Below are 22,465 nucleotides of genomic sequence, written 5' to 3'. Positions count from 1 at the left end.
AACAAAAATCAACCATTTAATCAATTGTGAGTCAATTCAACAAAAATTTAAGTATTCATAACAAACAGTTTGTCTTGTCCTAAAATAGGTTTACACTTTTGTGTAAACCTATTTTAGGACAAGACAGTATGCAAAATATTTTTAACTTTATCGAAATTTGTAATTGATTAGCTTAAAGTCTAGAGACTTTGCAGCGTTGCAAAAGGAACACTTTCAGTAGCAGAAGTAAAATCAATAAAAAAACCACTCCTTTAGAGAGTGGTTTTTAAACTATTTTGAATAAACGTTATTCTTTAATAAATCGTTTAGTAGTTGTAGCTGTTCCGTCTGTTACTTCAATTAAGTAAGCGCCAGTTTTTAATGCACCTACAAAAACAGCATTGTTTTCAATTTTTCCTTTTCCTAATTCTTGTCCCATCATGTTGAATATTCTATAGTTTGATGTCATTTCAAGGTTTGAAATGTTTAAGAAATCACCTTTAACAGGGTTTGGGTATAGATTGAAAGATATAGTGGTATTGTTTTCTTCTATTCTTGCTGTAGCAGTAATATTTACCGTATAATCTTCAACTTCACCATAAGAGAAAGTCTCACAGGAAGTTGGTGAAGCATTATATTTCATAGAAACTCGCATTCTTGTTTGTCCAATTAATGCTGTTGTAGGAACGGTAAAACTTCCTGAAATAGGTGTTGCCGTAGTTCTGTTTCTATTGAATACTTGTTCTCCAGTGTCAAGAAAATCACCATCTTGATTGTAATCAATCCAAACTCTGTATGCTTCGCTATAAGTTGTTGCAGTCCATCCAGGTGTAATGATAATAGAATTGCTAGTGTTACGAACTAAATTTGTAGTTAATGAAGTGAAATTTCCATAACCTCCATTATTTCCAGATAAGTTATTTATCGTTCCTAATTGTACTCTGTTTATAAACTCATCGGCAGTACTGTTCCCTTTTGATACGCAATAAGTAACTGATGGAATGGCTAAGGTTGTAACAGTAACAGTATTACTATTTAAAGAGACATTACCCGCAGCATCTTTTGCTGTCACATAAAATGTATAAGCAGTTGCAGCGGTTAAACCAGTAACTGCAAAAGTTGTGGTAGCTGTTGAACCTATTAACGTTGTGCCTCTAAACACATCATACCCTGTTACACCTACATTGTCTGTAGCGCCAGACCAAGATAAGTTGGTTGTGGTTGTAGTGGTACCCGATGCACTTAATGTTGGCGCAGTTGGCGCTGTTGTATCAAGAACTGGAGTTAAAGTTGTTACACTTACAATATTACTATCTAAAGATACATTTCCAGCGGCATCTTTGGCTCTTACAGTAAATGAATACGTAGTTGAAGCAACTAATCCTGTTACTGCAAAGTTTGTTGAAGCAGTTGTTCCTAGCAATGTTGTTCCTCTATACACATCATAAGCGGTTACTGCAACATTATCTGTAGCTCCAGACCATGATAAATTGGTAGAAGTTTGTGTAGTTCCAGAAGCCGTTAAAGTGGGAGCTGTTGGGGCTATTGTATCAGTTGAACCTGCTGTAATAGTGAAGTTAGTATTAGAAACATCAAAGAAAATGTGATTGGTTCCTTTTACCATTATTCTGTTAGTTGTTCCAGGTGTGTTTGGAATAGTTACAGCTTCAGTTCCATCATTTGGTGTAGCTGCTAATAAAGTTGACCAAGTTGTTCCTCCATTAGTAGATAATAATATATCAACATTCGCACAGTTTACACCGTTTGCTGTTGTTCCTGCTACTGACCATGTTATTGTTTGAGCACTTCCTCCTGCATAAGACACAGCAGTGTTTGGAGAGTTTACTGTAAATGGACCAGCAGTAGCATTAACGGTTACAATCATATCATCACTATTGTTTGCTGGACCACCAGCTCTATTGTCACGAACAGTCAAACGGAAGTTTAGTGTTCTTGCAACCGAAGGTAATGCTTCTACTGTTAGTTCACTTCCAGCCGTTGTGGTTGCTCCAGTTAAAACAGAAGACATTCTAGGGAAATATCTCGTTGGTGAAGTCGTAGGATTGTAGGATCTAAAGTTTACCCCAGTGGTTTTTGTAGCACTTGGCGCTGTGGTTGTAGTTTGTGAGTCAAATTGTTCCCAAGAATAAGTCAACGCATCACCATTAGCATCGGTGCCAGCACCAGTTAACATAAAAGGAGTACTTTTAGGTACGGTATAATCTAAACCTGCACTTGCTGTAGGGATAGCATTTCCAGTTGCGATATTTACCGAACATGTTTTGCCTTTGATATTATTAGTAACTTGTTGAATACTGATAGCGTGAAAATAAGCATCGGAATGTGGCTGAACATCGGCAGAAGTTATTCCTGCATATCCCATAATCGTTGAACCTGAACCTGGTTCCATATGAACTCCTGTTCCTTCGTTACTAATCGTAAAAGTGTGATTAGCACCCATTTGGTGTCCAATTTCGTGAGCAACATAATCGATGTCAAAGTTATCTCCCATCGGAATACCATCTGCAGGAGAAGTGATGCCACTTCCTTTTGATCCGTTTACACAGATACAACCAATACATCCCGCGTTTCCACCACCACCAGTAGCGCCAAATAAATGACCAATATCATAATTTGCTTCACCAATAACGGAGGTTAAAGTAGATTGTAATTGTGCATTCCATTGAGACATACTTGATGCAGCAGCATAAGGATCAGTGGATGCATTTGTATAAATTACTAAATCCGTATTGGCTATAATAAGTAATCGAGCACCAAAATCCATTTCAAAAACACCATTACATCTTGTAATAGAATTGTTAATCGCGGCTAATGCTAGTGCTTTTGTACCTCCAAAATAAGTTGTGTATTCTCCAGTACAAGACATGGCTAAACGAAAAGTTCTCAATACTGCATCATCAGCATTTGGTCTTAATAAAGCAGCATCAGTTACTTTTGGTGCCACTTCGTTTATAACAGCACATTCAAAACGTGATAATGATGGCGCTTTATCTGATTTTCTATAAACAGTGTAAGTTGTTAAATCTCTAGAAATTGGCTCGATAAAAACTGTAGTTCTATCAGCATTAATAGTCATTGATTTGAAACCTAACGGCGTAACACTAAAATAAGATACTGCCGTTGGATTATCAATTCCAACACCTATATATGATTTAATTTCTGGATAGCGAGCTGCTAATGCGGGATCGAAAACAGAGTTTTCAAAAACTTTAAAATTTTCCAACTGACCATTTTGATTTGGAATTGCAAGAATTGTGCTTGAGTTTTTTAAGTCAGCTGTTCTTTTTGGGGCATTTGCTAAAACAGTTTTTACCTGTTCAAGATTTAAAGTAAATAGATTTTTTTCTGGCAAAATCATTCTACTTTCGAGTGGAATCATGTCACTTTTTTTTGTGGTTGAATTCCATGGAGAACTTTTAGTTTGTGAAAAAGTTACACTACTGATTATCAGCAAAGCGAACGAGAGTAATTTGTACTTCATAAGTCAATTAATTTGGTTAATTTAGGTTATAAAATTATAAATATTTTTTAGAAAAAAGCAAAACAACGCTTAATTCTATTACTATAATGCTAAATAATATTAGAAAAAGATAAATTATACTTAATAAATAAGATAAAACCTTATAATAATCATAAAACAGTATTTTTGTTTTGCAGGATAATCAAGAAAAAAGCTATTTTTAAAAAAAATTAAAGATGAACTTAAGTTATTGGGAACTTAAAAATTGGTTTACTAATGTAGATTTCACCATCGTTGGTAGCGGAATTGTTGGTTTGCATTGTGCTTTGGCTTTACGAGAAAAATATCCTAACAGTAAAGTTTTAGTTCTAGAAAAAGGAATATTGCCTCAAGGAGCTAGTACCAAAAATGCCGGTTTTGCTTGTTTTGGAAGCATGTCTGAAATTTTAGATGATTTGAAATCACACAGTGAAGAAGAGGTCATTCAACTAATTCAAAAAAGATGGCAAGGTTTACAATTGCTTCGCAAAAATCTCGGCGATACAACAATCGATTTCAAACCTTATGGTGGTTATGAACTGTTTTTAAAAGAAGACGAAAGCAGTTATCATGAATGTTTGCAAAAATTTTCTTTTATTAATGAAATACTGAAACCCATTTTCAGAAATGATGTTTTTATAAAAGAGGTTGATCGATTTGATTTCAAAGGCATTCAAGACTATTTGATTTTTAATCCTTACGAAGCTCAAATCGATACTGGAAAAATGATGCATGCTTTATTGCAAAAAGCAATAACCAATACTATTATGATTTTAAATCAAACTGAGGTTAAAGCTTTTCATGATAAAAAATCTAGCGTAGAAATTACTCTCGGGGATTTTAGTTTCAATTCAAAAAAACTATTATTTGCTACCAATGGTTTTGCGTCAAAACTAACAAATAATCAAGTAAAACCGGCCAGAGCTCAAGTCTTGATTACTGAACCAATTTCAAATCTTGACATCAAAGGAACATTTCATTTGGATAAAGGGTATTATTATTTTAGAAACATTGATGATAGAATTCTAATAGGTGGAGGAAGAAATCTAGACTTCGAAGGTGAAACTACTACCGAATTAGGTCAAACAGAATTAATTCAAAATCGTTTGGAGGAATTGTTAAAAGAAGTAATTTTACCAAACACCGATTTCAAAATCTCCCATAGATGGAGTGGCATAATGGGATTGGGGTCAAGTAAAAATCCAATTGTAGAGCAACTTTCCGAAAATGTATATTGTGGCGTGAGACTAGGTGGAATGGGAGTTGCTATAGGAAGTTTAATAGGTCAAGAATTAGCCGATTTAGTAAAATAAGATATGATAAAAAAAATTTCTCGTTGGATTTGGAAAGTGATGCTTTGGTTTTTTGGACTTTCTATTTTGTCAGTCATTATTTTTAAATGGGTTCCAGTTCCGTTTACACCTTTGATGGTAACCAGAATTATAGAATTTAAATTAGACAATCAAGATGCAATTTATAGTCATGATTGGGTTCCGTTAGAAGAGATATCGCCCAATCTTCAAAAAGCCGTTATTGCCAGCGAAGATGGTAATTTTTTAAAACATAGTGGCTTTGATTTTGAAGCCATGCAAAAAGCTTTTAAGAACAATAAAAAAGGGAAAAAACTAAAAGGCGGAAGCACCATCTCACAACAAACGGCTAAAAATGTTTTCTTGTGGCAAGGAAGAAGTTATGTTCGCAAAGGATTGGAAGCTTATTTCACAGTCTTGATTGAACTTATTTGGGGTAAAGAACGCATCATGGAAGTGTACTTGAATAGCATTGAAATGGGAAATGGCGTTTATGGCGCACAAGAAGCTGCCAGACATTGGTATCGTACCGATGCAAAAAATTTAACTAAGCGTGAAGCTGCTGGCATTGCCGCTATTCTTCCTAATCCAAGAAAATATAAAGCCACAAATTCTAGTTCCTACATCGAACGAAGAAAAGATAGAATTATGCGCGTCATGCGACATGTTGGAAAAATAGAATATTAAAAAAAGCCGTCTCAAAAAATTGAGACGGCTTTAAAATTATCGAGTGTTTCTTTAATAAAATAAAGGTTTGTATTGTTGCCAATGTTTGAAAATTAAAATCGAGTTAAATACCACAATTACTAGTGCTATTGACAATCCTGGGATATCTAAAAACAAATGGAAAAGCAAAATATTAATGGATATTGGTGCTAACAATATCAAGGCGAAAGCAATCCATTTTTTAAACAAAAGCATGGCTCCAATAATAACTTCTAAAACTCCCACAACCGGAAATATATAACCTGTTGCGCCAAGCGAATTCATAAATTGTCCTGCAGGAGTATTTAAATCGGGTGCATCCATCGGGATGAAGTGCAAAAACTTGTTTGCCCCAAAAACTACAAGCATTAAACCTAATAATATTCTAACTATTTTAGTAAACATTGAATTCATAAGCGAAGATTTTGAATTAGTAATATGGTAAAAATAGAATTAAATATTTACATAAAAAATACTTTATTGCCTAAAATTTTACACTAATTATAAACATTCACTAAATATAGATAGAAAACAACAATTTTAAATCATGAAGTTAATTCCTAAAACAATATTTCTACCAATGTTTGGAATTCCATCCGTTTTCAATCGGGAAAGATGCGAAACATAGGTTTTATCCAATACATTATTAGCATTTAAGTTGAGATTAAATATAGTTTTATTAATATTAATTTTTCCGCCAAAACCCAGATTAATCAATGTATAATCATTTGTTTTTGTTTCAAATTCACTAATGTTATTTTGAGCAAAAGTGCTTTCTACATTCAAAGTCGCAAAACCTTCCGATAACCAATTTTTAATTTCAAATTCAGTTCTAAGTGTATTATTCCACTTATTAGCTGGAATTAATGGCAAATAATCTCCATTATCTTTTTCGCCTACCACAGTTTCAAAACTACTTGTGAAATGTAACCAATCCAAAGGATGTGGATGGAAGTGAATTCCTGTTTCGCCACCATATAATTTAGCATTAGATTGAACATAGTCATAAACATCATTGCCATCAATGACAGCACCGTTAGGCGAAATATAGATGTAATTGTTAATATGATTATAAAAACCATTTACAAATAACTCAAAATGAGTGCTTCTATACTCCAAATTTAAATCCGTTTGAAAATTTTGTTCATTTGTCAGTTCTGAGTTTCCAATTTCATAACGATTACTACCTTCGTGAACACCATTCGAAGTTAATTCGGCTAAATTTGGGGCACGAAAACCTGAGGCAAAATTCAATCTCATGGTGAAATTTGAAGTCAAATTAGTTTTATAACCCAGAGAAGCGTTGAAACTATTGAAAGATTTGTTTATTGCTTCAAAATAACCTTCTTCTCCTTCAACACCATGGGTTTCAGTAGCCACATTTCTAGTGTCAAAACGAATTCCAGCTTGTAGCACGTTGTTTTTCCACTCATAATTTGAAGTTGTAAAAATTCCAAAATCATTGGTAATCGCATCAGGAATTAATAATTCTTCACCCGAATTAGTGTTAGTTTGATACATGCCTTGTGTTCCGATAATGGTTTCAATCTTTCCCGTTTTTGGTAAATAATATTTCACATCATAATTAAAAGTTCTCAATTTCATGTGCAAAACAGCCACATCACTATCTTCAAATTCGCTTCGATCATTAAAAATATAACCCAAATCAGCATCTAATTTTGAGTTTTTGAAAAATAAAGTATTGTGTAAACTCAAAATATGATTATTTACACCTTGACTTGGGTATTGAGTATTTTTACTCGTTGATTGTTCGGCTATACCATTTTCGGGAATACCTAAATCTAGTTTGTTGAAATTATATCTCAAAACACTCGAAAAGCTGGAGTTGTTATAGCCGACTCCAGCTTTGAAATCGGTTTCATTGTAACGTGTGTTGGTCACTCTGTCTCCATCAGCAATTTGGTAATCGGAATGTGTGTTGTAACTACCACGCGCTAAAAATTTCCATTGGTCAGTAGAAGTTTTCACACCAATTGAAGTATTACTACCCAAAGTATTTGAGAACAAACGCTGACTAAAATCAGTTTTAAATTCATTGATTTTAGCAAATTTTTCAGGATTAAAATATAAAACACCACCAAGTGCATCTGAACCATAGAGCAAAGAAGCTGGACCTTTGATGACTTCCACACTTTCTACACCAGCATCATTTAGACCCAAACCGTGTTCTTCACCAAACTGTTGATTTTCCAAACGAACGCCTTGAGAATAAACCAAAACGCGGTTGCCGCTTAAACCTCTAATAACAGGTTTTCCAATAGAAGTTCCTGTAGAAATTTGAGAAACTCCCGGAATGGTTGCTAGTCCTTCAATTAATGTAGCAGTTCCTTTTTGTTGTAATGATTTTAGGGTTTCGTGTTCAACCTTCATTACATTTTGTGATTGTAATTTATTGAAAACAGTAGAAACAATTACTTCATCCATGTGAATAATGCTTTCATCTAATGCAATGTCTAAAACAATTGCTGAATCCGAAAGAGCTGTTGTGACGGTTTGAGTTGTATAACCAACCAATGAAAAAACGATTTTAAAATTGCCTTTAGGTAAATTAGTTAAAACATATTTTCCGTTTTCATCAGAAATGGTTTCTTTGTGAATTTCTTGAATAGAGACAATTACATTGGGTAAAATTTTATTGTTTTTGTCTAGAATGGTTCCGCTAATTTTATTTTGTGCCGTAGCAAATAATGAAAACCCTATGAATAGAGTAATGTATAATGATTTCATGAATGTATGTTTTATTGATAAATATTAATTTGACCAAATCTATTTTGGTCTTCAAAATGACTATTTAAACAATAAAACTGGGTGGTGCTCGAAGTGAAAAGAGTGAACCTTTAAATTTTTGAGTAATTTCTTTGGAGTAGAAAAAAGTATAGGAAGTTGGAACTTCCTTTATTCTAAATTCAAAAGATTTTACAGGAGATGAAGTATAACTACTAAAAGCAAATTCACATACAAAACATTTTTCAAGTCCATCGTGACCATGATTAACTTCTGTTTTGTGATTGTGATAAACATGATGACATTTTTTCTCGGAAAATTTTTTTGCCAAATGCTCCAAAGAGTGAAAAGATTGATAGAATATTGCGAACAATATCATCAAACCCATCAAAGCATTGCCTGTAAGTAATTTTCTCTTCATCGACGCAAATGTAGTTATGAAAAAAAGAAATTCCGTTTGATTTTAACAAATTTTAGGATTTGTAAAATCAAACGGAAATCTATATTTATAATTTTCAAAAAAGCGAAAAATCTATTATACTAATTTATTTGCTACTAAATACTCGGCAATTTGAATCGTATTGGTCGCAGCTCCTTTTCTTAAATTATCGGCAACAATCCACATGTTTAATGTGTTTTCTTGACTTTCGTCACGACGAATTCTACCTACAAACACATCGTCTTTTCCTTGCGCAAATAATGGCATCGGATAAGTAAACGTGTCAGTATTGTCTTGAACAACAACGCCATCGGTGTGGTGTAAAATATTCCTAACTTCGTTAACATCGAAATCATGACTGAACTCTACGTTAATGGCTTCGCTATGTCCGCCAACAATTGGCACACGAACCGCAGTAGCAGTAACTTTGATGTTGTTGTCGCCCATTATTTTTTTGGTCTCGCGAACCAATTTCATCTCTTCTTTGGTATAACCGTTTTCTTCAAAACTGTCACATTGTGGAATAGCATTGCGGTGAATAGGATATTTATAAGCCATTTCGCCTTTTATTCCCGCGTATTCATTTTCCAATTGTTGTACTGCTTTTACTCCAGTTCCAGTAATGGATTGGTAGGTAGAAACAATCACACGTTTGATATTGTATTTTTTGTGTAACGGTGCTAAAACCAAAACCATTTGAATAGTAGAACAGTTTGGGTTCGCGATAATTTTATCGTCTTTGGTTAGTTCACCAGCATTGATTTCGGGAACAATTAATTTTTTTGTTGAATCCATTCTCCAAGCCGATGAATTGTCGATTACGGTTGTGCCTGCTGCAGCGAATTTTGGCGCCCATTCTAATGAAGTTTCTCCACCAGCCGAAAATAAAGCAATATCTGCTTTCATGTCAACGGCAGTTTGCATGCCAACTACTTTATATGATTTTCCTTTAAATTCAATTTCTTTACCAACAGATTTCTCAGAAGCAACAGGAATTAATTCCGTCACCGGAAAATTTCTTTCTGCTAAAACTTGAAGCATAACTTCACCAACCATACCGGTTACACCAACAACAGCAACTTTCATATTCTTTTATTTTGAGATTATTTTTTGAAAGTGCAAAAATAGACAGAAAATCAATAAAATAACAACTTTGTAAAAAAGAAAAACCGTCTCAATTAAGAAACGGTTTAGTTAAGAATATATAATGTAGCGGTATTATTTTTTTAATAAATCTCTAATTTGTGTAAGCAATTCTTCTTGTGATGGTCCAGCAGGAGCAGCAGGAGCAGCAGGTTCTTCTTTTTTCTTCATGCTGTTTATTGCTTTTACCATAATGAAAATAACAAAGGCAATAACTAGAAAACTTATCACGGCTGCAAGGAATTTTCCATATAGAATTCCTCCATCTGTTTTTAAATCGGCTAAATTTTCAACTTGTGCCGCTTTCAAGGCTGGATTTAATAATGCTGGAGTAATAACATCTGATACTAATGAATTTACAATAGCGCCAAATGCTGCTCCAATAATAACTCCAACAGCTAAATCCATTGCGTTACCTTTTGCAATAAAATCTTTAAATTCTGAAATCATTCCCATATTTGTTTTGTTTTATTGGTTAATTGAAATCTAAATTAATTAAAATTTTAACATTTAAAAAATAAAATGAATTATTCTCTAAAAAACTCTCTTTTCACTCTTTGCGAAATGCTTGTTAAAATTTCATAAGGAATGGTATTCAATTGCTTTGCCATAAAATTTACCGTTGGATTTTCGCCAAAAATAATCACGGTTTGACCTTCTTTACAATCAATATCGGTGACATTAACCATTAACATATCCATACAAATACTGCCTACAATTTTTGCTTGTTTGTTGTTAATAACAACATAGCCAACACCTTGACCCCAACTTCTTCTAATGCCATCTGCATAACCTATAGGAATGGTAGCGATTTTAGTTTCCTTTTCGGCTATGAATCGTCGTCCATAACCTACGCTTTCACCAGCATCAATAGTTCTGATTTGGGAAATAATAGATTTTAAAGTGCCTACATTTTCCAATTGTTTTTGCTCTTCTTCATCGTTGGAAATTCCATATAAACCAATACCTAAACGAACCATATCATATTGAGCTTCGGGATAATTGGTAATTCCAGAGGTGTTCAAAATATGACGAATCGGTTTGATATTCAACTCTTTTTGCAATTTAGAAGATAATTTTTCAAACAAGGCTATTTGTGAATTGGCAAAAACAGCGTGTTTGAAATCGTCACTCGTTGCCATGTGCGACAAAATACTTTTGATTTGCACGGTTTCATTTCCTTTTAGAATTTGAATGAGTTCTTCTAAATTTTCTTCTTCAAAACCTAAACGGTGCATTCCAGTATCTATTTTGACATGAATAGGAAAGTGTTTCAGTTTTTTGAGTTCAGCAATTTTTAAAAATGCTTTTAATCCTTTAATCGAATAAATTTCGGGTTCTAAATGATGCTGTATTATCGCAGAAAAACTCGCAGTTTCCGGATTTAAAACCATTATTGGCACATTTATCCCAGCATTTTTCAACGAAATTCCTTCATCGGCAAAAGCCACACCAAGATAATCTACTTTATGATGTTCCAATAATTTTGCTATTTCAAATCCGCCATTTCCATAGCCAAATGCTTTGACCATAACCATCATTTTGGTTTTTGGTTCCAGTTTTGATTTAAAAAAATTATAATTATGACTTATAGCGTTGAGATTAATTTCCAAAACGGTTTCATGCGTTTTTTCTACCAGCATCGAAACAATTTCTTCAAAATGAAAATCTCTCGCACCTTTGATAAGTATGGTCTCGTTTTCGAAGTTTAAACTGTCAAAAGCATTAGTAAATTCGGCTACATTTTTAAAAGTAATTCCATTGATAAATTTATTTTTATACTGTGAAATCGTTTCACCAATGCCAATTACTCTGTTGATTTTGTTAGAAATAATTAATTGTGAAACCTGAGAATATAGCTCTTCATTATTCAAACCGCTTTGAAAAATATCCGATAAAATGATAGTTTTCTTTTTGTGCTGCTTTTGATTCTCCAAAAAGTCCAAAGCTATTTTCAACGATTGAAAATCGGAACTATAACTGTCATCGATTAATGTGCAATTGTAAATTCCATTTTTTACTTTCAAACGCATTTCTACTGGATACAATTGCGCCATTCGGGTTTGTATCACTTTTTGATTATAACCAAAATAAAGCATCACCATCATACAATGAATAGCATTTTCAACCGAAGCTTGGTCTTGAAAAGGAATGGTTATAGGAAAAGTATCTTCTTTGTAAGTAACTTGTAATATAGTGAGTTCATCACTATTTTTTTTAGTAATAAAAACATCGGCACTTTTATCGTCAGAGCACCAAGAGAAGGTTTTTATTTTGGGGTTTAAAAAAGCACTTATGGTTTTGTTTTTATTCAAAATCAAAACATTTACCGAGCTGAAAAGTTTTAGTTTTTCTTTTATTTTTTCGGCAACGCTAGGAAATCCTTCATCGTGCGCCGAGCCAATGTTGGATAAAATTCCAATAGTGGGTTGAATAATTTTTTGAAGTTTTTCCATTTCGTTTATGGTGGAAATTCCGGCTTCAAATATTCCTAAGTTGTGTTTTTCTTTGATTCCCAAAATAGAAAGTGGCACACCAACTTGTGAATTGTAACTTTTTGGACTTCGAATAATGTTATAATCGGGACTTAATAAAAAATTCAACCATTCTTTAATGATGGTTTTTCCGTTGCTTCCTGTAATTCCAATGATAGGAAAATCAAATAAACTTCTGTAATAAGCCGCAAATTTTTGTAATGCTTCAAGCGTATTTTCAACTACCAAAAAATTTGCTTTTCCTGCGACATCTTCTGGAATTCTAGTCACTACAAAATGCTGAACACCTTTGTCTATAAGTTCTTCAATATATTGATGACCATCGTGATTGGGTCCAGAAAGTGCAAAAAACAAAGTACTTTCATCATTTTGCAAAGATCGGCTATCAATAGAAATAGTATCAATAACGGCTACATCATTTTTACCAATCCAATTGGCTTTAATGATGGGAATAATATTTCGGATAGTTAGTGTCAATTGCTTTTGAATTATTACTGCGTCAGTTCGCTGCGCTCGGGTCTTCTTTAGACAAATGTTCAGGATCTTTTACTTCCATATTTTCTCGCATCGCTTTGTAATATGCAGCACGGCTCAAAGGTTCATATTCTTCGGTTTCGCCTAATAAAACCAATTTATCACTATCTGTTTTTCTAAAACTATAATGAGCCAAGTTTCCTGTTCGAGTGCATACAGCGTGAACTTTAGTAACATATTCGGCAGTTGCCATCAAAGCTGGCATTGGCCCAAAAGGATTTCCTTTAAAATCCATATCCAATCCGGCTACAATCACTCGAATACCTGAATTAGCTAAATCATTACAAACCGATATAATTTCGTCATCAAAAAACTGCGCTTCGTCAATACCCACAACATCACAACCTTGCGCTAAAATCCTAATATTGGCAGCCGCAGGAACTGGAGTGGAACGGATTTCATTTGAATCATGAGAAACAACCATTTCATCATGATAACGAGTATCGATGGCAGGTTTAAAAATTTCCACTTTTTGTTTGGCAAATTGAGCTCTTTTCAATCGGCGAATTAGTTCTTCGGTTTTACCCGAAAACATCGATCCGCAGATGACTTCAATCCAACCAAATTGTTCTTTATGATTTACGGTATTTTCGAGAAACATTTTGTAATTTTCTTGCGCTAAAAATGAATAGTTTTTATTACTTTGTAACGATAACAAACCGACATAAAATTTTTCTATTTTTACGTCGTTTCAAATGTAGAAAATTTTTAATTAAGGTTACTTCTTCCTTAGGTTAAATAAAAGGCAAGAAGGAAATTTAGTAAAGAGAAGCACAGTATTTCAAATAATTTCAAAACTCATGAAAAAAAGATTAGAATCTGAATTAATCAGTATTGCACACCGAATTTTAAAATTAAAAAATAAATCGGAGGTTGATCAACTGTATAAAGAAACTCAAAAATTATACGAAACACTGTCAGTTTTAAAGTTTTATCAAGACAATTTCGAATCGGTTAAAGGAGATGTTTCTTTACCTGTTTTAGAAGAAAAAATAGAACAACAGCAAGAAGCGGAATCTATTCCAGAACCTTTTGCTGAAGTTAAAGAAGAAGTTTCTGAGCCAATTGTAGTGGAAGAAACAGAGTCAGAAACAGAAGAAAACACAATTGTTCCTGAAGAAATAGTAGAAACGCCCGAAACTGCTGTTGAAGAAGATGAAACTTTGGATGAAGAAACGGTTGAAGAGCCAGTATTCAAACCTATTTTTGAATTGGAAGTAGAAGAAGAAATAGAAGAAGAATCGGAAGAAGAAATAGAACCAGCAGACACGAGCAATAGCGAACTGGCGAAGCAAACAGCTTCGGAAGTGAAACCAGAAACTAAACAAGTTTCTTTGGATGAATTATTGGGCGAAAACTATGTTGACCCAATTTTTGTAAAACCAAGTGAAGTTTCTTTGTTTTCTGATGATTCCAGCTCAAGTGAGCAATCAAATCAGGCAGAAGTAGAACCTGAAAAGAAACAAACCACTTTTAATAATACTTTTTCAAAATCAATAGAAATTGGATTGAATGATAGAATTGCATTTGTCAATAATTTATTTGGCGAAAGCAATGAAGATTTTAACCGTGTGATTTCTCAATTAAATACTTTTGACACATTTGAAGAAGCCAAAAACTTTATTAATGAAATGGTAATTCCTGATTATAACTATTGGGTTGGAAAAGAGGAATATTTGGAACGTTTCATGGAAATTGTGGAGAAAAAATTCAATTAAATGTCCAAACTCTACATAGTTCCTACGCCAATTGGAAATTTGGAAGACATGACTTTCAGAGCTATAAAAGTTTTGAAAGAAGCCGATTTGATTTTGGCTGAAGACACGCGAACCAGCGGAAAATTACTCAAACATTTTGAAATTTCCACGCACATGCATAGTCATCACATGCATAACGAACACAAAACTGTGGAAAATTTAATCAAACGATTACAAGCTGGTGAAACCATTGCGCTTATTTCTGATGCAGGAACGCCAGCCATTTCTGATCCAGGATTTTTGTTAACGCGTGCTTGTGTCGAAAATAATATAGAAGTCGATTGTTTACCTGGCGCAACGGCTTTTGTCCCAGCGTTAGTGAATAGTGGTTTGCCTAATGACCGATTTATTTTTGAAGGTTTCTTACCCGAAAAGAAAGGAAGACAAACCCGATTTTTGCAATTGGCCGAAGAAACACGAACTATGATTTTTTATGTTTCGCCACACAAATTAGTAAAAACATTAGCGGAGTTTGTGCAATATTTTGGAGCTGACAGACCAGTTTCCGTTTCCAGAGAATTATCCAAACTACACGAAGAAACCATTCGCGGAACAGCAGAAGAAGTGTTGAAACATTTTGAAGTGAAGGCACCAAAAGGGGAAATTGTTGTGGTTGTTGGAGGAAAAATAAACCCTAAAGAAAATAAAAAACAAGCAGAATAATATAATATAAAATGAGCATAATTTCTTTTTTAGAAAAATTACAACAAACTCCAAATTCCATTGCATTTCCTGAAACCATTGCCGTGATTGAGGAAAATTATGATTTTACTCCTACAAGTTTTACTAATGGAACACAGCATAATGCTGAAGGAGAAAATTCAGGTTCTTGCAAATTATTTGCTTTTGCAAAATTGCAAAACTTATCACAAGCAGAAACGCTAGCTTGTTTTGGAGCTTTTTATTTTGAAGAAGTTTTAGGTAATCCTGAAGGGACAAATCACCAAAACATCCGTAATTTTATAAAAACGGGTTGGGATGGAATTCAATTTGAAGGAGAAGCTTTGACTTTGAAAGGGTAATAATTACTTCTTAAAGAACTTCCAAATCTGTAAACGCAAACTGTTTTCCACTAAACAAACCTTTATCCGATAATTTCAAATCAGGAATTACTAGTAACGCCATGAATGACAAAGTCATAAACGGTGCTTTTAACGAGCTTCCGAGTTCTTTTGCCATAGCGTCAATTTCTTGATACAATTTCCCAGTTTCCCAACCATCTTTATCACTCATAATTCCGGCAACTGGTAATGCTAATGATTTTTTGATGTCGCCATTCACGGCACAAATTCCACCAGTATTTTCAATAATTAAATTAACGGCTTTTAAAATTTCTTCATCAGAAGTACCAACAACTACTATGTTATGGCAATCATGTGCAACAGAACTAGCAATCGCACCTTTTTTCAAACCAAAGTTTTTGATAAATGCTACAGCAGGTTGAGTATTTGAATAACGATTAACAACAGCCATTTTCAATATATCATTTTCCACATCGGAAACTAAATTACCATCAACAATTTTTGGCGTACAATGAATTTCATTTGTAATCAATTGTCCTTCCAAAGCTTCAATTACTCGAATGGTTTTTGCCGAACCTTCTACTTTAAAATCAGGTAAAAATTTAGCCGAAGTATTGAAATTGTTAGGTTTTTCGAAGTCGATATGTTGTACAAATGATTTCCCGTTTTCGGCAACCAATTCGCCATTGATAAACGTTTGCTTCACTTTGAAGTTTGTCAAATCTTCCACCACAATAAAATCAGCATTATCATTTTCTTTAAGTAAACCAACATCCATTTTATAATGTTTCACTGGATTGACACAAGCTACTTGTAACACTTTGAAAATGTCAAAACCTTTTGCAATTGCTCGTGTGCAAAGTTGGTTAATATGACCAACAATCAAATCATCGGGATGTTTATCATCAGAACAAAACATCATGTTTTCAAAGTTTTCCGGTAGCAAATCAATCAGTGCCTCAAAATTTTTAGCTGCACTTCCTTCACGAATGAGTACTTTCATGCCGAGAGATAATTTCTCAGCTGCTTCATCATAGGTAAAACATTCATGATCAGTTGAAATTCCGGCCGAAATATATTTTTTCACTTGTTCGCCACGCAATCCTGGTGCATGACCATCTATAGGTTTGCCAAAATGTTTTGCCCAAGCTATTTTCTTCAACACTTCTTCATCGTCAAACAAAACACCTGGATAATTCATCATTTCGGATAAATAATAAATATCAGGTAATGCCATTAATTCCTTGATTTGTTCTGAATCTATTATTGCACCAGCCGTTTCAAAAAAAGTAGCAGGAACGCACGATGGCGCACCAAAGTGAAACTTCAACGGTACTTTTTTTCCGTTGTCAATCATGTAATACACACCGGCTACGCCTAAAACATTTGCAATTTCGTGTGGATCAGAAATCGTTGCAACTGTTCCGTGAAGCACAGCAATCTTAGCAAATTCAGATGGAACTAACATCGAACTTTCTATGTGAATGTGGGAATCGATAAATCCCGGAAGAATATAATTTTTGAGATTGTGATTTACCTCTTTTATGGAAACAATTTTTCCTTTAGCCACAGTAATTTCACCCGAATATATTCTTTTGTTTTCGATATCGACAATTTGACCTTGAATTTGCATTTTATAAGTTTAATTATTCAAAAGTAACGAATATTGTTTCATTAGCTATCATTGATATTTCTTTTAGGAAATAAAGTAATATTGATTTTTTTTGAATGTTTTTTATATACAATATAATCTTTAAAGGTCATATCTTTAAAAATTCTTTTCAAGAAAAAAGCTGTCAAAATTTCACTTATTCTGTTCCAGCAGCCAACAATGATTAAAAATAAATATCCCATTTTAAAGTAGTTTAAATTAACTTCTATATTTATAAAACGAAAAACTTTAAAAGTTTTACATTTTTTTTATTTCAAATTAACTTTTCAAAAGTAAATGTTACTGATTTTAAAAAATAGGACAATAAAATATAGAGTTAACTAGATTATTTCCAGAAGTTTAATCTTTTTCAAAACAATAATATTTCGCCAAAACAACGGTTTTATTGACTTTATAGTAGGACAGTTTAAACAAAATATTTTTCAGGTATTTTGTTAAGTGTTGATTTTATTATTGTTTCAAGAGGAAAATAAAATAATTAATTTGCTAAAAGTCAACATTAGTATAATAACAACACTATAATAGTAAATTATTTTTCTTACTTTTATAACTTTAATTTCGTAATTCGTACTTTAAAATGCGTTGGACACTTAAACCAAAACCTTCTCCCGAAAAAGTAAAACATTTAGCAAACGAACTCAAAGTTGATGAGTTGATTGCTACTCTTTTGGTGCAACGTGGTATTGAAACGTTTGACGAGGCACGACAATTTTTTCGTCCAAGTTTAGATGATTTGCATGATCCGTATTTGATGAAAGATATGGATAAAGCTGTTTCTCGAATTGAAACCGCCATTGAAAATGGAGAGAATATTTTGGTTTTTGGCGATTATGATGTTGATGGAACAACGGCTGTATCATTGATGTCGAGTTATTTAAAAAGTTTTTATCCCAATGTTGCCACTTATATTCCAGACCGTTACGATGAAGGTTATGGGATTTCCTATAAAGGAATTGACTTTGCCGAAGACAATGAATTCACACTTATAATTGCACTAGATTGTGGTATTAAATCGGTTGATCATATTGCTTACGCCAATGACAGAAATATTGATTTTATCATTTGTGATCACCATCGTCCAGGAGATATGTTGCCCGAAGCGGTTGCAGTACTCGATCCAAAACGCGAGGATTGCAGTTATCCTTATGATGAACTTTGCGGTTGTGGTGTTGGTTTCAAATTGGTACAAGCCTTGGCACAAAATAGAAATCAAACCATTGAAGATTTAATTCCTTATTTGGATTTGGTTGCTACCGCAATTGCGGCAGATATTGTTCCGATTACGGGTGAAAATCGTGTATTGGCAAAATTTGGTTTGGAAGTTATCAATTCTAATCCGCGTCCAGGAATTAAAGCATTAATTCAGAATTTGAAGAAAAAAGTTTTAACAATCACCGATGTTGTTTTCATCATTGCACCACGAATTAACGCTGCAGGAAGAATAAAACACGGTAACGAAGCGGTTGCTTTACTCACCGAATATGATTTAGACCAAGCCGAAATATTTGCTTCAGAAATTGAACAATACAATTCGGATAGAAAGGATTTAGACAAACAAATTACAGTTGAAGCACTTTCGCAAATTGAAGAGAATAACGAAAAACAAAAATTTACAACTGTTGTTTATCAAGAGAATTGGCACAAAGGTGTAATTGGTATTGTAGCTTCTAGATTAACAGAAACCTATTATCGACCAACGATTGTCTTTACCAAAAGTGGCGATAAATTGGCTGCTTCGGCACGTTCGGTAAAAGATTTTGATGTTTATAATGCATTGGAAGCTTGTGCTGAACATCTCGAGCAATTTGGCGGACATATGTATGCAGCAGGAATGACGTTGAAAGAAGAAAATTACTTCGCCTTCAAAGAAGCTTTTGAAAACGAAGTCGAAAAAACCATTCATCCTGATTTATTAACACCCGAAATCTCTGTTGATGCTGAAATTGAGTTATCCGATATTAACGAAAGATTAATTAGAATTTTAAACCAGTTTGAACCTTTTGGACCACAAAATATGACTCCAGTTTTTCTAACTAAAAAAGTGAAAGACACAGGTTATGCCAAAGCGATTGGTCAAAATGAAGAACACTTGAAACTCTTCGTAAAACAAAATGGAAGCGAAGGTTTTGGCGCTATTGGTTTTGGACTTGGCGATAAATTAGAATTAGTTAAAAATCAAAATCCCTTTGATGCTGTTTATTGTATAGATGAAAATGAATTCAACGGAAATGTAACTGTGCAGTTAAGGTTGAAGGATATGAGAAGTTAATTATTATAGTCTTCATTAAACTCAGAAATCATTAAATCTGGCATTGACTTTGAATATTTTATGGTAACGCTATCTCCTTCTTTAAAAATAAACTTCTCATCATAACCATCGATTTCTTCATAAATTTTCCCATCAACAATATACCTTATATGAATTGAATTACCTTTATAACTATGCTTTCCCGTAATTATTCCTTTTGTAATTTTGTAATTCGATTTTATAAATTCTATATTTTTTAACCTCTCTTTTCTTAAACTTGTTGCAAGAAAATAAATGACAGTTAAGATTACTGAAATTGCTAAAATAGAACAAACCTTTTGTATAAATGATTTAGAAAACATTTTCATACTCCTTCAACTCAAAACTTTCCCCATCAAAAACGCCATAAGTAAAATACCCAATCCAGTCACCAAGGTTCACATATTTTGAGTTTTCGCCAATAGGAATAATCATCGGCAAATGGCGGTGACCAAAAACTAGGTAGTCATAATGTTTGCTTTCCAATTTTCGTTTGGAATATTGAACTAGCCATTCGTTTTCTTCGCCAAGGAATTTTACATCAGCATCGCCCGAAATCAATTTGTTTTTCACCGAAAGATAGTGTCCAAGTTTCACTCCTAAATCAGGATGCAACCAGCGAAATAACCATTTTGAAAACGGATTGGTGAAGACTTTTTTCATGCGTTTGTAACCTTTGTCGCCTGGACCTTTTCCATCGCCATGACCAATCAAAAAGGTTTTATTATTAAAAGTATATTCCTGATTATCGCGATATATGGGAATATTTAGTTCTTTTTCAAAATAATTGTTCATCCACAAATCGTGGTTGCCTACAAAAAAATAAATAGGAATTCCGCTGTCACGAATTTCGGCTAGTTTGCCTAAAACTCTGATGAAACCTTTGGGAACAACGGTTTTGTATTCAAACCAAAAATCAAATAAATCGCCTAACAAGAAAATGCACTCGGCATCTTGCTTTACTTCATCGAGCCAAGCCACAAATTTTTGTTCGCGTGGAAAACTCGCCTCAGCAGTTGGCGCACCAAAATGCTGGTCGGAAGCAAAGTATATTTTTTTGTTGGGTGAAATTGTCATCAAAAGTAATTGTTATTCATTATCTGAAGCATACCATTCGGCAAACGAAGTTTCGGTTTCTTGCAATTTTAAAGAGTGTAATTGAATATCAGCAGGCAAGCGATTTTTTATTTTTTGGGCAAAATCAACTACCATTTTTTCACTTGTAGGTTGGTAATCTACTAAAATAACGTGATGACCACGATTTTTTAATTCGTTAGCCAATTCAATATGTGGTGTATTTTGATTGAAAACCGTGGCATGATCAAACAAATCAACAATTTCTTCTCTTACAATTTTTTTTAAATCAGAAAAGTCAATGACCATTCCAAACTTGACATTTGTATTATCGGTTATTGGTTTTCCAATTACGGTTACTGAAAGTTTATAACTATGTCCGTGAACGTTTTTGCATTTACCATCATAGCCATAAAGCGCATGTCCGGTTTCGAAAGAAAATTGTTTTGTAATTCTGATGTTACTCATGGAGGAAGTTTTATGCTGCAAATTTAGTAAAATAAAACTACTGGTCGTTTTGTCTTTTTTTGGCACGATAATATAGCAACCAAGCTAGTCCAGCTAAGACTGCGAAGGGTAAAATATAGCCAATCCAAACGCCAATTACATAACCGCTATCTGGAGCTTGTTTTATTTTTTCATCAATATTTACTTGTTGAATAAGCGAAATAAGTGTCATCATTTTTACTTTTTAAATTCGTTTAAAGCAGTTGAAGTAAAATCAGAAAGGACTAATTTACCCGAAATAGCGGCACGTTCATATAAAAGTTCATCCCAATTTTCGGTTCCTTCCCAAAACACTTTTTTCATTTCTGTTAATGCTTCGGGATTATACGCTGCTAATTTTTTGGCAAAAGTCAAAGTCTCCTCATTCAAATCGGCTAAACTATCAAAAATATCAGCATACAATCCTTTTTCTACAGCCCAATCAGCCGATTGCCATGTGTTAGGTTGCAAAGTCAATTGTGTCATGGCTGTTTTCCCGATTTTTCTGGAAACGGCAGGTTCAATAACAAAAGGACCAATACCAATGGCTATTTCAGAAAGTTTGATACTTGCTTCAGTATAGGCAAAAGCAAAATCGCAAGCTGATGCTAATCCAACACCGCCGCCAACAGCTTTCCCTTGAATTTTTCCAATGATTAATTTGGAACAAGTACGCATGGCATTAATGACATCAGCAAAGCCAGAAAAGAATTTTTTACCCGTTTCAAAATCGGTGATGGAGAGCAATTCATCAAAAGAAGCACCTGCACAAAAAGTTTTGCCTTCGCTTTGCAAAATGATAATATTGACAGTACTATTTGAGCTCAGGGCATTTAATTCTGCTGTGAGTTTTTGCAAAAGTTCGCTAGGAAAAGAATTACTGGCAGGATGACCAAAGGTAATCGTAGCGATGTTGTTTTCGATTTGTATTTCTAGAAATCCATTTGAATTTTCGGCAGACATAATATGATATTTGATGTAAATTTATAACAAATCTTAAAAAGTTGGTTTTTGAATTGCTTTTTGTTTTTATAAAATGATATATTTGCTCACAGAATTTTTGGGGATGTAGCTCAGCTGGTTAGAGTGCTTGCCTGGCAGGCAAGAAGTCGTGGGTTCGAGTCCCATCTTCTCCACAAAAAAGCCAAAATCAATTTGATTTTGGCTTTTTTTGAATTCAATCGTTTCAAGAATCCAAGAACTTGGGGATTAGTAAGTCCATAACTTTCGTTTAAATACTGAAAATAAAAAATTCAAAAAAACTTTAATTAAGCCCTAAAACTCCAATTTATTAAAA

The 22,465-nt window shown here is 33.6% G+C and carries 20 protein-coding genes and 1 tRNA gene; 7 read left to right on the top strand and 14 right to left on the bottom strand.

What is annotated here, in order from left to right:
• Positions 1–286 precede the first annotated feature (286 nt).
• A complete protein-coding gene (locus ACSVH2_RS01385) occupies positions 287–3,379 on the bottom strand; it encodes a reprolysin-like metallopeptidase (RefSeq protein WP_438091371.1) in 3,093 nt (1,030 codons plus the stop codon).
• Positions 3,380–3,696: 317 nt separating this feature from the next.
• Between ACSVH2_RS01385 and ACSVH2_RS01380 the strand changes: the two genes are divergently transcribed.
• The gene (locus tag ACSVH2_RS01380; RefSeq protein ID WP_438091370.1) at positions 3,697–4,812 is read left to right on the top strand and encodes an NAD(P)/FAD-dependent oxidoreductase; all 1,116 of its coding nucleotides are present in this window, start codon (positions 3,697–3,699) and stop codon (positions 4,810–4,812) included.
• A gap of 3 nt (positions 4,813–4,815) precedes the next feature.
• Positions 4,816–5,496 (top strand): monofunctional biosynthetic peptidoglycan transglycosylase, encoded by a 681-nt coding sequence (mtgA, locus tag ACSVH2_RS01375; protein WP_438091369.1) that lies wholly within the window; start codon positions 4,816–4,818, stop codon positions 5,494–5,496.
• 51 nt (positions 5,497–5,547) lie between these two features.
• Here mtgA and ACSVH2_RS01370 read toward each other — a convergent pair whose 3' ends face one another.
• From ACSVH2_RS01370 to ACSVH2_RS01340, 7 genes are all read right to left on the bottom strand, one after another.
• Positions 5,548–5,928: a DoxX protein gene (locus ACSVH2_RS01370; protein WP_438091368.1), complete on the bottom strand. Its 381-nt coding sequence runs from the start codon at positions 5,926–5,928 to the stop codon at positions 5,548–5,550.
• A 126-nt stretch (positions 5,929–6,054) separates the two neighbouring features.
• Entirely contained in the window at positions 6,055–8,262 is a 2,208-nt protein-coding gene (locus ACSVH2_RS01365; protein ID WP_438091367.1) for a TonB-dependent receptor, read from the bottom strand.
• A gap of 64 nt (positions 8,263–8,326) precedes the next feature.
• Positions 8,327–8,680, bottom strand: a complete 354-nt coding sequence (locus ACSVH2_RS01360; RefSeq protein WP_438091366.1) for a hypothetical protein — start codon at positions 8,678–8,680, stop codon at positions 8,327–8,329.
• A gap of 114 nt (positions 8,681–8,794) precedes the next feature.
• On the bottom strand, positions 8,795–9,784 hold the full coding sequence (locus tag ACSVH2_RS01355) for an aspartate-semialdehyde dehydrogenase (protein WP_438091365.1): 990 nt from the start codon (positions 9,782–9,784) through the stop codon (positions 8,795–8,797).
• A 132-nt stretch (positions 9,785–9,916) separates the two neighbouring features.
• Positions 9,917–10,297 carry a large conductance mechanosensitive channel protein MscL gene (gene mscL / locus ACSVH2_RS01350; protein ID WP_438091364.1) on the bottom strand — a complete coding sequence of 127 codons (381 nt, stop codon included), beginning with the start codon at positions 10,295–10,297 and terminating at the stop codon, positions 9,917–9,919.
• A gap of 71 nt (positions 10,298–10,368) precedes the next feature.
• Positions 10,369–12,813 (bottom strand): bifunctional UDP-N-acetylmuramoyl-tripeptide:D-alanyl-D-alanine ligase/alanine racemase, encoded by a 2,445-nt coding sequence (locus ACSVH2_RS01345; RefSeq protein ID WP_438091363.1) that lies wholly within the window; start codon positions 12,811–12,813, stop codon positions 10,369–10,371.
• Between the two features lie 22 nt (positions 12,814–12,835).
• Positions 12,836–13,471, bottom strand: a complete 636-nt coding sequence (locus tag ACSVH2_RS01340) for a thymidine kinase (RefSeq protein WP_438091362.1) — start codon at positions 13,469–13,471, stop codon at positions 12,836–12,838.
• A 199-nt stretch (positions 13,472–13,670) separates the two neighbouring features.
• Between ACSVH2_RS01340 and ACSVH2_RS01335 the strand changes: the two genes are divergently transcribed.
• The 3 genes from ACSVH2_RS01335 to ACSVH2_RS01325 are packed head-to-tail and all read left to right on the top strand — an operon-like array spanning position 13,671 to position 15,649.
• The gene (locus tag ACSVH2_RS01335) at positions 13,671–14,588 is read left to right on the top strand and encodes a hypothetical protein (protein WP_438091361.1); all 918 of its coding nucleotides are present in this window, start codon (positions 13,671–13,673) and stop codon (positions 14,586–14,588) included.
• Positions 14,589–15,290, top strand: a complete 702-nt coding sequence (rsmI, locus tag ACSVH2_RS01330) for a 16S rRNA (cytidine(1402)-2'-O)-methyltransferase (protein ID WP_438091360.1) — start codon at positions 14,589–14,591, stop codon at positions 15,288–15,290.
• 11 nt (positions 15,291–15,301) lie between these two features.
• Positions 15,302–15,649, top strand: coding sequence for a HopJ type III effector protein (locus ACSVH2_RS01325; RefSeq protein ID WP_438091359.1), 348 nt, complete (start codon positions 15,302–15,304; stop codon positions 15,647–15,649).
• 10 nt (positions 15,650–15,659) lie between these two features.
• On the opposite strand, the gene ade is transcribed toward ACSVH2_RS01325, so the two are convergent.
• A complete protein-coding gene (gene ade, locus ACSVH2_RS01320; protein WP_438091358.1) occupies positions 15,660–17,282 on the bottom strand; it encodes an adenine deaminase in 1,623 nt (540 codons plus the stop codon).
• A 616-nt stretch (positions 17,283–17,898) separates the two neighbouring features.
• On the opposite strand from ade, the gene recJ reads away from it, so the two are divergent.
• The gene (recJ, locus tag ACSVH2_RS01315; RefSeq protein WP_438091357.1) at positions 17,899–19,590 is read left to right on the top strand and encodes a single-stranded-DNA-specific exonuclease RecJ; all 1,692 of its coding nucleotides are present in this window, start codon (positions 17,899–17,901) and stop codon (positions 19,588–19,590) included.
• On the opposite strand, the gene ACSVH2_RS01310 is transcribed toward recJ, so the two are convergent.
• From ACSVH2_RS01310 to ACSVH2_RS01290, 5 genes are read right to left on the bottom strand one after another with little or no spacing between them, the layout of a single operon-like run.
• On the bottom strand, positions 19,587–19,931 hold the full coding sequence (locus ACSVH2_RS01310; protein WP_438091356.1) for a hypothetical protein: 345 nt from the start codon (positions 19,929–19,931) through the stop codon (positions 19,587–19,589). The genes recJ and ACSVH2_RS01310 overlap by 4 nt on opposite strands.
• Complete coding sequence (locus tag ACSVH2_RS01305) at positions 19,921–20,685, bottom strand: UDP-2,3-diacylglucosamine diphosphatase (RefSeq protein ID WP_438091355.1); 765 nt, start codon at positions 20,683–20,685, stop codon at positions 19,921–19,923. Before ACSVH2_RS01305 ends, ACSVH2_RS01310 begins: the two co-directional genes overlap by 11 nt.
• Before the next feature lie 12 nt (positions 20,686–20,697).
• Complete coding sequence (locus ACSVH2_RS01300) at positions 20,698–21,150, bottom strand: 6-pyruvoyl trahydropterin synthase family protein (RefSeq protein WP_438091354.1); 453 nt, start codon at positions 21,148–21,150, stop codon at positions 20,698–20,700.
• A 37-nt stretch (positions 21,151–21,187) separates the two neighbouring features.
• Positions 21,188–21,364: a hypothetical protein gene (locus ACSVH2_RS01295; protein WP_438091353.1), complete on the bottom strand. Its 177-nt coding sequence runs from the start codon at positions 21,362–21,364 to the stop codon at positions 21,188–21,190.
• 2 nt (positions 21,365–21,366) lie between these two features.
• Positions 21,367–22,131 carry an enoyl-CoA hydratase/isomerase family protein gene (locus ACSVH2_RS01290; protein WP_438091352.1) on the bottom strand — a complete coding sequence of 255 codons (765 nt, stop codon included), beginning with the start codon at positions 22,129–22,131 and terminating at the stop codon, positions 21,367–21,369.
• A 99-nt stretch (positions 22,132–22,230) separates the two neighbouring features.
• On the opposite strand from ACSVH2_RS01290, the gene ACSVH2_RS01285 reads away from it, so the two are divergent.
• Positions 22,231–22,304 (top strand) — tRNA-Ala (locus ACSVH2_RS01285).
• Positions 22,305–22,465: the final 161 nt, after the last annotated feature.

It is taken from the genome of Flavobacterium sp. RSB2_4_14 (assembly GCF_051547085.1).
Lineage (GTDB): Bacteria > Bacteroidota > Bacteroidia > Flavobacteriales > Flavobacteriaceae > Flavobacterium.
Note: the sequence above shows the minus strand (reverse complement) of the source record. Positions and strands in the feature narration are given on the sequence as shown.